Here is a 13,037-nt window from a genome sequence, read left to right as displayed (position 1 = left end):
CCTCCGTCCCCCGCGCCGTGAATCAGGCGGCGTCGGCCTTCGGGTGCAGCTCGCCGGCCGCGGGCTTCTCGGTGTCGGTGGGGCGCTTGCCAGACACGCGGCGCCGCAGGCCGTCCACCAGCGAGTAGAAGACGGGCACCACGCCCAGCGTCAGCACCGTGGAGGTGGTGAGGCCGCCGATGATGGCGATGGCCATGGGCACGCGCGTCTCCGCGCCGTCGCCGCGAGCCAGCGCCACCGGCACCATGCCGGCGATCATCGCGATGGTCGTCATCAGGATGGGGCGCAGGCGGATGGGGCCCGCCTCCAGCAGCGCGTCCCGCGTGCTCTTGCCCTGCTCCTTGAGCTGGTTGGTGAAGTCCACCAGGAGGATGCCGTTCTTCGTCACCAGGCCCATGAGCATGATGATGCCGATCATCGCGAACATGGACATGTACTCACCCGACAGCAGCAGGCCTCCCAGCGCGCCGATGATGGCGAAGGGCAGCGACATCATGATCGTGACCGGATCCAGGAGGCTGCCGAACTGGGCCGCCAGGATCATGTACACGAGGATGATGCCCAGGAAGAGCGCGAGCACGAAGGCCTTGCCGGCCTTGGCCAGCTCCTTACCCTGACCCTCGAAGTCGGTGACGATGGTGGGCGGCAGCTCCTGCTTGGCGAAGTTGGTGAGGAACCCGATGGCCTCGCCGAGGCTGTAGTTGCGCAGCTCCGCCAGCACGGTGATCTGACGCTTCTGCGCCTGGCGATCGATCTGCGAGGGGCCCTCGTCCGGGCGGATGTCCGCCACGGTGCGCAGCTCGACGAGCTGTCCCATGGGCGTGCGCACCGCGAGGGCGCCGACCTGATCGGGATCAGCCAGCACCTCGGGAGGCAGCTTCACCTTCACGTCGAAGGTGTCACCGCCCTCGCGGTACTGGATGACGGCGTCACCGCCCAGGAACGAGCGCAGCGTGGTGCCGAGCATGGCGGCGGGCACGCCGATGCTGGCGGCGCGCTCGCGGTCGATCTCCACCGAGAGCTGCGGCTTGCCCGAGCGGTAGGAGAGGTCCACGTCCACGAAGCCCGGCTGCTTCCTCATGGCGTCACGCGTCTTCTCCGCCGCCGCGATGACCTCCTGCCAGTTGTCGCCACGGATGTTGAACTGCACCGGCTGGGAGCGAGCGCCACCGCCGCTCACGGCCGCGTAGTCCTGCGCGTTCAGCAGCACTCCCGCGCTGCGCACGATGTTCTGGCGCACGAACTGCTTGAAGTCCTGCTGGCCATACTCGCGATCGTGCAGGGGCACGAGGTTCACCATCAGCTCGCCCTTGTGGACCTCCTCCTGCACGCCACCCCCCGCGGAGGTGTAGACGCTGTCCACGCCCGGCAGCTTCTCCAGCTGGGCGCGGACGCTGGCCAGCTCCTGCTGCGTGCGCTCCAGCGGCGTGCCCACCGGCATCTCCACCGTCACCTTCGTCATGCTCATGTCCTGAGCGGGGATGAAGGTGAAGTTGATGAAGCGCGCCAGGAAGAGCGTGAGGAAGAGCACGCCCACCGCGAGGCCCATGGTCACGGCCCGGTGATCGAGCATCCACCGCAGGGCGCGCCGGTAGGTGTTCTCCGTGGCCGTCAGCACCCGCTCGATGCCCCGGGAGACGGCGCCCGGCTCGCCGTGGTGCTTGAGCAGGCGGCTGGAGAGCATGGGCGTGAGCGTCATCGAAACGAAGTACGAGATGGCCACCGCCACGGCCACCGTGACGCCGAACTGGTAGAAGAACTTGCCCATCATGCCTTCCATGAAGGCCACGGGGATGAACACCGCCACGATGGAGAGCGTCACCGCGAGCACCGCCAGGGCGATCTCCTTGGTGGCCTCGTAGGCCGCCTCGAAGGGGCCAGCGCCCTCTTCCATGTGGCGGATGATGTTCTCGATGACCACGATGGCGTCGTCGATGAGCAGACCGATGGACAGCGTCAGCGCCAGCATCGTCACGACGTTGAACGTGAAGCCCAGGGCCTGCATCACCGCGAAGGTGCCAATCACGGAGGTGGGCAGCGCCACCGCGGACACCAGCGTGGAGCGCCAGTTGCGCAGGAACAGCAGCACGATGACCACGGCGAGGATGCCGCCCAGCACCAGGTCCTCCTGCACCGCCGCGATGGAGGAGCGGATGAACCTGGAGCCGTCCGTCACCGTCGACACCTTCACGCCCTTGGGCAGCAGCGCGGTGATCTCCTCCAGGGACTCCATGACGTCATGGGCCACCTGCACGGTGTTGGCGCCGGACTGCTTGCGCACCACCATCGCCACGGCGCGCTCGCCGTTGAACGTCGCCCCCGAGCGCGCCTCCTCGGGCCCGTCCACCACGTTGGCCACGTCCCGGATGCGCACCGGCGCTCCGGCGGGGCTGGCGATGATGAGGTTGCGCAGCGCGTCCACGCTGCGCGCCTCGCCCTCGAGCTTCACCACGCGCTCGGCGCCGGGCTCCGACGTGCGGCCGCCCGGGATGTCCACGCTCTGCGCGCGCAGCGCCTGCGTCACGTCCGAGATGGACACGCCGTAGCTGCGCAGCAGGCCGGGATCCACGATGACCTGGATCTCGCGCTCCTGGCCACCGACCAGATCGATGCCGCCCACGCCCTGCTTGCGCTGCAGCGCCGGCTTCACGACGTCATCGGCCAGGCGGGTGATCTCCTGGATGGGCAGCGAGCCGCTGACCGCCAGGGTGAGGATGGGCGCGGCGCCGATGTCGAACTTCTCCACCACGGGCGCCTCGGCCTCGTTGGGGAGCTTGGACAGGGTGGCCTGGACGCGGTCACGCACGTCCTGCGCCGCCACGTCCACGTTCTTGTCGAGCGAGAACTGGACGATGATCTGCGACACGCTCTCCACGTTCACCGAGCGCAGCGTCTCCACGCCGCTGAGCGTGTTGAGCGCCTCCTCGAGCGGGTCGCTGATGTTGTTCTCCACCGTCTCCGGGTCCGCGCCGGGCAGGATGGTGGTGACGGTGACGACGGGGAAGTCCACGTCGGGGAACTGATCGACGCCGATCTTCGGATAGGCGAAGAGGCCGAACACCACCACCGCCATGATGAGCATGGCGGTGAAGATGGGCTGACGGATGAATGTCTTGATGGGATCCATGAGATGTACCCGTTCGGTCCTCTGAGTTACTGCACCACGCTCACGGCGAGCCCCTCACGCAGGGAGGCGGCACCCTCCACCACCACCTTGTCCTGGGGCTGCAGGCCGGAGCGCACCTGGGCGAAGCGCGGCGTCACGGGGAGCGCCTGCACGTCGCGGCGCACCAGGCGCCCGTCCTCGACGATGAACACGTAGCTGCCCTTGTCGTCCTTCAGCAGCGCCTGCGACGGCAGGAAGAGGCCGGCGAGCGCCTCGCTGCGGGAGAAGTCCAGCTCCGCCAGCGAGCCCGGCCGCAGCGGCGTCTCCGGCTTGCCCGTCACGTCCGCCAGCACCTCCACGGTGCGGCTGCTGGCGTCCACCACCGCGCCCACCGTGCGCACGGTGGCCTCGAAGGGCGTGTTGCCGGGGATGACGCGGCCGCTGAGCTTCATGCCGTCCTTGAGCGCGCTGGCCAGGGACTCGGGCACCGGCAGGCGCACCTCCAGCTCGTCCACGTTGGTGATCATGAAGATGGGCGTGGGCGGCATCATCGCCACCGTGTCGCCAATGTTCTTCATCCGCGCCGTCACCACCCCGTCGAAGGGGGCGCGCAGGGTGTGGTCACGCAGCGTCTCCTGGGCGGAGCGCCAGGCGGCATCGGCCTGGGAGAACCCCGCGGCGGCCTGACGCTGACCGGCCTGGACCTTGTCGAGGATGGCCTGGGCCGCGCTGCCGCCCTCGAAGAGCTTCTTGGTCCGCTCCAGCTCCGTGTTGGCGTTGTCCAGCGCCGCCTTCGCCATCTCGCGGGCGGCCGCGGCCTGATCCACGCCGATGGCGATGTTGGAGGTGTCCAGCACCATCATCGGGGCGCCCTTCTTCACGCGGTCACCCACGTTCACCAGCAGCTTGTCGATGGTGCCGGTGGCCGGAGCGCTGAGCGTGGCCTCGAGCCGGGCGCGCACCTGGCCCGTCACGCGAGCGACGTCCCCCTGCAGCTTGTCGAGCGCGGGCGTCGCGCGGACACCCACCGTGGGCTGGCCGTTGCCGGCGCTGGCCCCCGCGGGCAGCTGAGCCTTCTCGCCCTTGTTGGCGCGAGCCTCGGAGCAGCCCATGCCCGCGGTGGTGGCCAGCGTGCCGATCAGGAGGAGACGGGAGAGGGAGCGTGGATTCATATGCGTGGGACCTCGAGAAGAACTCAGGAAACGGAACGAGAGGGCTCGGGCGTGGAGGGCGCCTCGGACGGCTTGGCGCGGGTGCGCCAGCGCTCGCGCGCGGAGGTGAGCATGCCCAGGAAGAAGTCGAAGAACTCGATGGCGGACAGCAGCCGCTGCTTGCACGCGCTCTCCTCGCGACCGAGGTAGTCCAAGCGGCTGCGCATGATCTGCAGGAACTCCGTGATGCCCTTGTTGGCGTCCTCGAACCGATGCTCCCAGGCCGAGTCGCTGAAGATGTAGTAGTGGCGGCGATCCCCCGGCAGGCCGATCTCCTCGACCAGACCCTTCTCGTGGAAGTGCCGGATGTTCGTGGACACCGAGGCGGGGCTCACCTTGAGCAGCTCGGCGATGCTCCCGAGCGCCAGCGGCTTGGGGGCCAGCATCAGCAGCCCCAGCATGCGCCCGCCAATCCTAGGGAAGCCCGCCCTGTTCTCGAAGTGAAGTCCCAGCGCTTCGATGAACCGCTGGTCATCGGCTGTTAGACACAGCCCATCCTTCTCATCCACCTCCATGGCAGCCTCCTTTCCCCTGGGTTGGTTGAACGCCGTGCTCAAATAGTTTCTTCGGTTCGTTCAGTCAAGACTGAAAGATTAAGAAATATAAAGGGTTCCGATGACGATTAGGTCACAGAGCCCCAATTCCATGTGGGATGAGGCCCGCCAGGTGGCCAAGGGTTCAAAAAGACTGGCGTCCTGCGTCAAGACCCGGGAGGTCTCCAATCCATGCACTCCTGGTGAGGGCGGGTGGGCGCGGGCGCGCGGCGTCTTCCAAAGGGCGTAGACCTTTTTCGAGCGAGGCCCGTTTGAGGGTGTGCACGGCCGCTTCCACTGCGTGCCGCCAGACTTCCCCACATCGGAGACGCTCATGCTCAAGCCCCTCGCTCTCGGCCTTGGTCTGCTCACTTTCCCTACCGTGGCCCTGGCCAACGGCCCCACCGCGCCCCACCAGGCCCAGCCCGCGAAGGAGAAGCCCGCGCCCACGGGGGCCTCGCCGGCGGCGCTCGACGCGGCTCACAGCGCTCCGCGGGTGCAGATCGCGATCCTGCTCGACACCAGCAGCAGCATGGATGGGCTCATCGACCAGGCCAAGCGCCAGCTGTGGACCGTGGTGAACACGTTCCAGAAGGCGCGGCGAGGCACGAAGCTGGCGCACCTGGAGATCGCCCTCTACGAGTACGGCAAGAGCTCGCTGGCGGCCGAGGGCGGCTACATCCGGCAGATCCTCCCCTTCACCACGGACCTGGACAAGGTGTCCGAGGAGCTGTTCGGCCTGAAGACCGGCGGCGGGGACGAGTACTGCGGCATGGTCATCCAGAAGGCCACGCGCAACCTGGAGTGGAGCAAGGCCCAGGGGGACCTGAAGCTCATCTACATCGCGGGCAACGAGCCCTTCTCGCAGGGGCCGGTGACGTACGAGAGCGCCATCTCGGATGCGAAGGAGCGAGGCATCACGGTGAACACCATCCACTGCGGCTCGGCGCAGGAGGGCTCGAGCACGGGCTGGACGGCGGCGGCGAAGTTCGCGCAGGGCCAGTCGCTCAACATCGATCAGAACCGGGCCGTGGCGTACATCGCCGCGCCGCAGGATGACGAGATCGCCCGGCTGGGGCGCGAGCTGAACAAGACGTACATCGGCTATGGCAGCAAGGGCGTGGAGGCCAAGCGGCGCCAGGAGGCCCAGGACACCAACGCCTCGGCGTTCGCGGGCAGCGCCACCACCCGCGCGATGTCCAAGGCGAGCCGCCTCTATGACAACTCGGGGTGGGACCTGGTGGACGGGACGAAGAAGGGCAAGGTGAAGCTGGACGCCCTGAAGGATGAGGAGCTGCCGGAGGAGCTGAAGGGCAAGAGCGCGCAGGAGCGCCAGGCCCTCGTCGACGCGAAGGCGAAGGAGCGCGAGGAGATCCAGGCGAAGATCCAGAAGCTGCAGGCCGAGCGCCAGAAGTTCGTCGCGGAGAAGGAGAAGGCCGCGGCCTCCGCGGGGGCCGACACGCTCGACAAGGCCATCATCGAGTCGGCCACGAAGCAGGCCGCCGCGCAGGGCATGGCGCTGGAGTGAGCCGTGCGTATGTCGGGCCGCGCACGCCTCCCGGTGGGGCGCGGCTTGACGCGACGGAGTGAAAGAGGTTCCCGTAGGGCCCTCACCTTCGAGGTCCCTCGCATGAGACGCGGCTTCCTCTCCCTGCTCCTCCTCTGGCTGACGACGCCCCTGCTCGCGTGGGCCCAGGGCGGGCCCACCGAGCTTCAAGTCTGGCACGGCTACCGGGCCGCCGAGCGCGCCGGGCTGGAGAAGGTGGTCGCCGCCTACAACGCGGCCAAGGGCGGCTCGGGTGTGAAGGTCGCTCTGCGCGCCATTCCCTCGGACGCCTTCACGGACAAGATCACCGCCACCGTGCCGCGAGGCGTTGGGCCGGACATCTTCATCTTCCCGCAGGACCGGCTCGGAGGCTGGGTGGAGAGCGGCAACACGCTCGAGCCGCTCGACTTCTTCCTGGATGACGCCGTCAAGAAGCGCTTCATCCCCAGCACGCTGGAGGCGATGACCTATCGGGGCTCCGTCTACGGACTGCCCCTGAACTTCAAGGTCATCACCCTCATCTACAACAAGAAGCTGGTGGCCAGGCCGCCGAAGACGACGGGGGAGTTGCTGGCCGCCTGCAAGAAGGCAGCGCCGGCCCAGGGCTCCACGTGCCTCGTCTACCCGTACACGGACTTCTACTACCACGCGGCGCTGATGAACGCGTTTGGCGGCCGCGTGTTCGATCCGGGCCCCACGCCTCGCCTGGACGCGCCCGAGAACGTGAAGGCGATGGAGCTGCTGCTGCGCTGGGTGGACAAGGATCGCATCCTGCCGCCCGAGCCCTCCACGGTGCTGACCACCTCGCTGTTCAACGCCGGCCAGGCGTCCATGGTGTTCTCGGGCCCGTGGTTCCTGGGAGAGATTGCCCCGGAGATCGACTACGGGCTGGCCCCGCTGCCCACGGTGGACGAGGCCGGTGGCAAGCCGATGCGGCCGTGGATGACGGTGGAGGGTGTCGCCGTGGCCGCGCCGTCCAAGAACAAGGAGGCGGCGTTCGACTTCGTGAGCTACCTCACGGGCCCGGAGGGAGCGAAGATCATGGCGCAGGTGGGGCGCCAGAACCCCGCCTTCGAGCCCATCTATAAGGATCCGGAGATCGCGAAGGACGCGACGCTGGCCGCGTTCCGCACTCAGGCGGAGACCGCCGTCCCCATGCCCAACGTGGCGGAGATGACGATGCTCTGGTCCCCGATGACCTCGGCCATGAACGCCATCACGCGCAAGGCCTCCTCCCCGAAGACGGCGCTTCAGGAGGCGCAGAAGGCCGTGCGGAAGGACGTGGCGAGCCTGCGGCGGAAGCGGTAGCGCGCGCGCGGTCCCTCCTGGCAGCTTCAACATGCGATGAGGACTCTCATGATGCTCTCTCGGACGCTCCGTCTCGCCGTTGCCGCCTCGACGCTGCTCGGGCTCTCGGCCTGCTCGGATGATGCCCCGCCTCCCCCTGAGTGCTTTGTCATCGGCTCGCAGCCCCCGCCGGTGACCGGGCTGGGGCTCTTCCTTTCGGGCCAGCAGGTCACCGTGGACGTCATGCCCTTCAGCAGCAGCTGCGGCATCGACGATCCCCAACCCACCTCCGTCACCGCCGAGGTGGAGGGGCCGAGCGGCGAGCCGGTCGCCCACCAGATCGAGCTCGGTGAGCGCGGCCTGCCCTCGGTCCTCACGTTCACCCCCGAGCGCCCGGGGCCGCACCACATCCTTGTGGCGTTCTCCCAGGTGGGAGGCATCCACCAGTTCGACTTCCTCGTAGCGAGCGACCGCACCGCGGAGACTTCCAGCACGCCGCTGCCTGGCACGTGTGGCTCGCTCGAGCGCACGCTCCAGGGCGCCTGGGTCTGTGACACCCGCGTGCTGCGCGACAGGACGAGCGCGCGGGTCTTCTCCAGCAGCTCCAGGCTGGCCGTCTCCGGGGATGTGATCTGGGTGGTGGGGAGCTCGACCGTCGAGCGGTACGTGGACACAGGCACGGAGCTGCTGCTGACGGGCTCCCTCTCCCACTTGCAGAGCACTCCGGAGTTCCTGGTCGCGGTCGCGGAGGAGCTGGTCGTGCTGCATCAGCACTCGCTGGTGCGCTACACCTTCCAGGACGGTGACCTGGAGGCTGGAGCCGCCGAACCCTGGACGCGCCCCATCGCGCAGATCCAGTCGCACAGCCCCTATGCGGCCCTGGTGCGCAACGGAGACTGGCTGGCTGTCGCCACCCGCGCCAGGTTGGGGAACGACTCCGCCGTGCAGGTCTGCCGGCACCAGCTGCTGTCCGGGAGGTTCCAGCGCGCGCCAGGGGAGTGCCTGCTGCTGCCCGGAGAAATCTACGGCTTCGAGCCCGGCATCCTGTGGACCAAGGATCCGCCCGTGCCCGCGCCCTCGGGGCTGACCATGGGGCTCATCCGCCGCTGGGTGTGGGCCCAGGGGCAACTCCAGGAGCAGGGCTCGCTGTCGATCGGGGCCAACATCGTCCCGCTCGCCACGCCGCTGATGCGCCCCTCGGCGGTTCCCATCGTCGCTCGTACCGACTCGGCGCTCTGGAAGCCCTACATCGCCGGCGTGGTGACCTGGGTTCCGCGGCAGAAGACGCTCGTCCTCGAGGCGCTCGACACGAAGCTGTTCAGTCCCTATGCCTCTCATGGCTTCTACTGGGGAACGGAGGTCTCGAGCTCGACGTCGAGCACCTGGGTGCGGATCCGACCGCCGGTTCCCTGAGCCCCATACCGGCGCACCGCGCGTCCGGTCAGCACGTCCGCCAGGGCCTCGGCGATGGGCAGCCCCGGGTACTGCGTCAGCCACATGAACTCGCCCGCCGGGTTCACCTCGAGGAAGACGTGGCGTCCCTCGGGCGTGACGATGAAGTCGAAGGCGCCATAGTTGAGCCCCAGCGCCGCCATCAGCGCCAGCACCTGGCGCTCGACCGGCTTGGGCAGCGTGTAGTGCTGCCAGGCCTCCAGGAGCGCCAGCCCCTGCCGGCGCCAGTCGTTGCGGGCCCCGGGGAGCGCCTGCGAGTCGATGGCGGCGGCCATCACCCGGTCTCCCACCACCGTCACGCGCAGCTCGAGCGCCTTGGCGATCCGCTCCTGGAAGGTCATCGGACACAGCTCCAGGCCCTCCAGGTCCTCAAGCGCCGGAGCCTCCAGGGGCGTCGTGAACACCACCTGCTCCTGGCCTTGCTCGTCGTAGACGGCGAACGACGACATCATCTTCGTCACCACGCCTCCGGCGCAGCTCGCGGCGAAGGCGCGCACCGCCTCCGCGTCGTTGGTCATGATCGTCCGGGGAACATCCAGCCCCAGGGAGCGCGCCAGCTCGAGCTGCAGCGGCTTGTGCTCCGCGCGCCGCACGGTCTCGAGCGCGTCCAGCTGGAAGACGCCGAGCGCCGCCAGCATCCCGAACACCACGCGCCGGCTCTCCTCCACCGAGGGCTGGCGCAGCTGCGGATCGAGCTCCCTGGGAATGCGCTCGCCCGTCGCGCTGCGGCGATACCAGACCGCCGAGATGTCCTTCAGCGCGAGCACCCCCTCGGGTCCGGACAGCCAGCCGCCACCGCGCTCATCGAGCACGAGCCGGACCTGGGTGGGGAACAGATCGGTGTCGAAGCGGTAGGACGGCACGCCCCGGTCCGCGAGGGCGCGTGCCACGGCCGCGGGCGCCATCTGGTCACTGGAGCGGGTCACGATGAGGATGGTCATGGGCTCTCCGGAGCAGGCTGTCGGGGGAGGCCGTCTTCGACGACGAGCGCATCGGCCAGGGCCGCGGCAATGGGCAGGCCGAGATCGCGCTCGAGCATTCCCCACTCACCCCCAGGGTTCACCTCGAGGAAGACGTGCCTCCCGTCGGGTGTGACGATCAGATCCGCGGCGCCGTACACGAGCCCCAGGCTCGCCACCAGGCGCTGCAGCCGAGCGGCCACGTCCGCTGGCAGCTCACCCGGCGCCCAACCACACTCCCCGCGCCCGGCCCGCCTCCAGTCCACCTGGCCCGCCGCCGAGCCCGAGGCATCGATGGCGCCCACGAAGCACTGGTGGCCTACGACGATGACCCGCAGCTCGCGGGCCTTGTCGATGCGCTCCTGGAACACCATGGGGCTCTGGCTCAGACCGTCGAGCTCCTCGAGGTGCTCGGGGCCGATGGCGCTCGTGTAGACGAAGGGCTGGTCTCCCTCCATGGACTGGCTCAGGGGCGTCAGCATCTTGGCGACCATGCGGCGCTCGACCTGCTCGAAGAAGGAGCGCACGCGGGCCGGCTCATTGGTCACCAGCGTGCGTGGTACCTCGAGGCCCAGCGAGCGAGCCAGGCGGAGCTGCTGCAGCTTGTGGGTGGCGGCGCGCCCGGCTTCGAGCGGGTTGATGAAGCGGCAGCCGGCGGCCTCCAGCCCCCCGAGAAATCCCTCGATCGCCGCCTGCGACTCGCGCACGCAGCCTTCGCGCCAGACGGGCTCCATGTCCTCGGCGATCCGAGGGAGCCCCAGCCGCCGCAACCACGCGGCGCGGATGGCCTCGCCCGGAATCTCCTGGGTGGCGGTGCGCAGCGTCACCCCACCGCTGTCGCCATCCATCTCGGTCGTCAGCTCGAGTTCGGAGGGAAAGCCATCGGTGTCGACGCGCAGCGGATGTGCTCCCCGCCGCGACACCTCCTGCGCGACCCGGTCCACCGTGAAGTGGTCCCGGCTGTGGGTGACGAGCAGGACGATGTCGCGAGCGGGGAGCATGGGAGAGGTCCTCGGGGTGAGACGACGAGTGGCTACTTGGAGAAGTCCTCGTCCGAGTCCGAGGGGTACTTCATCGTGAAGAACTCATCCGAGTCCGAGGGGTACTTCTTGGTCTGGAAGGTGGTGCCTCCCGACGCCTGCTCCAGGTCCTGCGCCTCCAGCAAGCGCGCGAAGAACGGCTTCTTTCCCTTCTGCTGTGCCTTGTCCGCTGCGGTCTTCTTCATCACCCGTCTCCTTTGCCGCCTGTTCATCAGGCGGCTGCGCGAGGACTCGACGCGGTGCGCGCCGTGTCCTCGATGAGGTTCGACAGGTCGGAGACCGGATGTGAGGAACCAAGATGTCGAGCGGGGCCCCCTGCCCGTCCAGCGCGGGAGCACTCGAAGCACTCAGGCAGCTGGCAGTACGCCGATCTGCCGCAGCAACCGGAGGTTGTCGGCGAGCTGCCATGTCTCGGCGATCTTCCCGTCGACCAGGCGGTAGATGTTGATGCCCTCCCAGCGCACGGGATTGCCCGTGCCAGGCCGCCCGAACAGCTCTCCCGTGTGGGTGCCATGCGCCACATAGCGCGCACACACCCGATCTCCCTCCGCGAACACGTCGATGAGATCCATGCGGATGTCCGGGATCCCGGCCAGCAGCATCGCGACATGATCCTTGGTGCCCTCGGCCCCGACGCGATCCGGGAACAGCTGGCCGATGTCATGACGCTCGAAGCCAGGGCTCAGGAACTCGGAGACCCGAGAGACATTGCGCTGGTTGAGCAGCTCTTCGAACAGCCTCACCACGAGTGCCTTGTTCTGTTCCGGGGTCACGCGTCGTCTCCAGTGCAGAGTGCTCGGCCACGAGGCGACCGTGCGGGGGCAAGCTCCCCCATCGTCACTCTGAGGGCCTGAGGGTTGAAAAGCCAGCGTGGCCCCTCGGGAGGATTCCGGCCGGGGCACATCACACATTCAGGGAGCCTGCTCCATCGAAGAAGACTCCTCTGGATGGCGGTGATGATGATGCTCGAGTCGATGGATGTGGAACAGGGTGCGGTCCCCTCCCCCTTCGAAGCAGACACCTACGTGGCGTCGCGGAAGGCGCAGCTGGAAGCGCTTCTGCTCGCCCGTCTGGTCGAACTCCCCCCCAGCTCGCCGCTCCTCGTCAGGAAGGCGTTGCGCTACTCGCTGCTGGCCGAGAGCGAGCGAAGACGGGCGGTGCTGTGCCTGGCTGTCGCGGAGGCCGTGAGCGGCGCGCGCGTGCCCCCTCGGGTGGTGGAGGACGCCGCATGCGCGCTCGAGCTCATCCAGACCTGCTCGCAGATCCACGAAGACCTGCGGGCCATGGACGACAGAGCCCTGAGCCGCGGACGGCCCTCTTCCTCGAGAGCCTTCGGCGAGACCCTGGCCACCCAAGCGGGCGACGCTCTGATCCTCGAAGCCTTCCGTCTGCTCTCGAGCGGACCGGAGCCAGTGCGCGCCCGGCTCTCCCGGGAGCTGGCCATGGGCACGGGCCTGATGGGCATGGTGAGCAGGCAGGTGCCCGACCTCGTCAACGACCGTGACGCCCGCCTGGCCTACCTGCTGCAGGTGCACTCGATGAAGACCGGCGGCTTCATCCGCGCCTCGTGCCGCATGGGAGCGCTCGCCGCGGGAGCGGACGAGGACACCCTGGCGCGCGTGGATGTCTACGGAGACGCCGTGGGGCTCGCCTTCCTGATCGGCGACGACCTGCGGGCCAGGGCGAGCGACGCGACCGCTGAGACGGAGACCGTCGCCGGCCGTATCACCTTCGCCTCCGTGCTGGGTCTGAAGACCTCGAGAGCCCTCGCGGTCCGGAAGGTGGCCGAAGCGATCGCCGCCATCGAGCCACTCGAGGGACCAGACGGCCCCCTGGCCGCGATCGCTCGTGACGCATTGGATCCCCTACACCCGGAGCAAGTGCAATGAAGCATGACTGCGAT

Annotated in this window: 11 protein-coding genes; 4 read left to right on the top strand and 7 right to left on the bottom strand. The window is 68.5% G+C overall.

Annotation, left to right across the window (positions count from 1 at the left end):
* Window positions 1–22 precede the first annotated feature (22 nt).
* The 3 genes from KY572_RS26280 to KY572_RS26270 are packed head-to-tail and all read right to left on the bottom strand — an operon-like array spanning window position 23 to window position 4,832.
* Window positions 23–3,127, bottom strand: coding sequence for an efflux RND transporter permease subunit (locus tag KY572_RS26280; RefSeq protein WP_224245709.1), 3,105 nt, complete (start codon window positions 3,125–3,127; stop codon window positions 23–25).
* 26 nt (window positions 3,128–3,153) lie between these two features.
* The gene (locus KY572_RS26275; RefSeq protein WP_224245708.1) at window positions 3,154–4,278 is read right to left on the bottom strand and encodes an efflux RND transporter periplasmic adaptor subunit; all 1,125 of its coding nucleotides are present in this window, start codon (window positions 4,276–4,278) and stop codon (window positions 3,154–3,156) included.
* Window positions 4,279–4,301: 23 nt separating this feature from the next.
* Complete coding sequence (locus KY572_RS26270) at window positions 4,302–4,832, bottom strand: GbsR/MarR family transcriptional regulator (protein ID WP_224245707.1); 531 nt, start codon at window positions 4,830–4,832, stop codon at window positions 4,302–4,304.
* Window positions 4,833–5,184: 352 nt separating this feature from the next.
* Here KY572_RS26270 and KY572_RS26265 point away from each other — a divergent pair, with 352 nt between their 5' ends.
* The 3 genes from KY572_RS26265 to KY572_RS26255 all read left to right on the top strand — a co-directional run bounded on the left by KY572_RS26265 (window position 5,185) and on the right by KY572_RS26255 (window position 9,096).
* Window positions 5,185–6,378, top strand: a complete 1,194-nt coding sequence (locus tag KY572_RS26265) for a vWA domain-containing protein (RefSeq protein WP_224245706.1) — start codon at window positions 5,185–5,187, stop codon at window positions 6,376–6,378.
* A gap of 102 nt (window positions 6,379–6,480) precedes the next feature.
* Window positions 6,481–7,704 (top strand): extracellular solute-binding protein, encoded by a 1,224-nt coding sequence (locus KY572_RS26260; RefSeq protein WP_224245705.1) that lies wholly within the window; start codon window positions 6,481–6,483, stop codon window positions 7,702–7,704.
* Window positions 7,705–7,752: 48 nt separating this feature from the next.
* A complete protein-coding gene (locus KY572_RS26255; RefSeq protein ID WP_224245704.1) occupies window positions 7,753–9,096 on the top strand; it encodes a hypothetical protein in 1,344 nt (447 codons plus the stop codon).
* On the opposite strand, the gene KY572_RS26250 is transcribed toward KY572_RS26255, so the two are convergent.
* The 4 genes from KY572_RS26250 to KY572_RS26235 all read right to left on the bottom strand — a co-directional run bounded on the left by KY572_RS26250 (window position 9,027) and on the right by KY572_RS26235 (window position 11,907).
* Window positions 9,027–10,076, bottom strand: a complete 1,050-nt coding sequence (locus KY572_RS26250) for an MvdC/MvdD family ATP grasp protein (RefSeq protein ID WP_224245703.1) — start codon at window positions 10,074–10,076, stop codon at window positions 9,027–9,029. The genes KY572_RS26255 and KY572_RS26250 overlap by 70 nt on opposite strands.
* Window positions 10,073–11,095, bottom strand: coding sequence for an MvdC/MvdD family ATP grasp protein (locus KY572_RS26245; protein WP_224245702.1), 1,023 nt, complete (start codon window positions 11,093–11,095; stop codon window positions 10,073–10,075). Before KY572_RS26245 ends, KY572_RS26250 begins: the two co-directional genes overlap by 4 nt.
* Before the next feature lie 32 nt (window positions 11,096–11,127).
* Window positions 11,128–11,319: a microviridin/marinostatin family tricyclic proteinase inhibitor gene (locus KY572_RS26240; protein WP_224245701.1), complete on the bottom strand. Its 192-nt coding sequence runs from the start codon at window positions 11,317–11,319 to the stop codon at window positions 11,128–11,130.
* A gap of 162 nt (window positions 11,320–11,481) precedes the next feature.
* Window positions 11,482–11,907 carry an ester cyclase gene (locus KY572_RS26235; RefSeq protein ID WP_224245700.1) on the bottom strand — a complete coding sequence of 142 codons (426 nt, stop codon included), beginning with the start codon at window positions 11,905–11,907 and terminating at the stop codon, window positions 11,482–11,484.
* 174 nt (window positions 11,908–12,081) lie between these two features.
* Between KY572_RS26235 and KY572_RS26230 the strand changes: the two genes are divergently transcribed.
* Window positions 12,082–13,023 carry a polyprenyl synthetase family protein gene (locus KY572_RS26230; protein ID WP_317987902.1) on the top strand — a complete coding sequence of 314 codons (942 nt, stop codon included), beginning with the start codon at window positions 12,082–12,084 and terminating at the stop codon, window positions 13,021–13,023.
* The last annotated feature ends 14 nt before the right edge of the window (window positions 13,024–13,037 follow it).

The organism is Hyalangium gracile (assembly GCF_020103725.1).
GTDB classification, from domain to species: Bacteria; Myxococcota; Myxococcia; order Myxococcales; family Myxococcaceae; genus Hyalangium; species Hyalangium gracile.
The sequence above is the reverse complement of the archived record's forward strand: the minus strand, read 5'-3'. Positions and strand labels throughout refer to the sequence as shown.

Bases quoted from the DNA above. Each gene is read 5' to 3' on its own strand.
- KY572_RS26280 (WP_224245709.1), bottom strand. From the start codon at position 3,127: ATGGATCCCATCAAGACATTCATCCGTCAGCCCATCTTCACCGCCATG.
- KY572_RS26275 (WP_224245708.1), bottom strand. From the start codon at position 4,278: ATGAATCCACGCTCCCTCTCCCGTCTCCTCCTGATCGGCACGCTGGCC.
- KY572_RS26270 (WP_224245707.1), bottom strand. From the start codon at position 4,832: ATGGAGGTGGATGAGAAGGATGGGCTGTGTCTAACAGCCGATGACCAG.
- KY572_RS26265 (WP_224245706.1), top strand. From the start codon at position 5,185: ATGCTCAAGCCCCTCGCTCTCGGCCTTGGTCTGCTCACTTTCCCTACC.
- KY572_RS26260 (WP_224245705.1), top strand. From the start codon at position 6,481: ATGAGACGCGGCTTCCTCTCCCTGCTCCTCCTCTGGCTGACGACGCCC.
- KY572_RS26255 (WP_224245704.1), top strand. From the start codon at position 7,753: ATGATGCTCTCTCGGACGCTCCGTCTCGCCGTTGCCGCCTCGACGCTG.
- KY572_RS26250 (WP_224245703.1), bottom strand. From the start codon at position 10,076: ATGACCATCCTCATCGTGACCCGCTCCAGTGACCAGATGGCGCCCGCG.
- KY572_RS26245 (WP_224245702.1), bottom strand. From the start codon at position 11,095: ATGCTCCCCGCTCGCGACATCGTCCTGCTCGTCACCCACAGCCGGGAC.
- KY572_RS26240 (WP_224245701.1), bottom strand. From the start codon at position 11,319: ATGAAGAAGACCGCAGCGGACAAGGCACAGCAGAAGGGAAAGAAGCCG.
- KY572_RS26230 (WP_317987902.1), top strand. From the start codon at position 12,082: ATGGCGGTGATGATGATGCTCGAGTCGATGGATGTGGAACAGGGTGCG.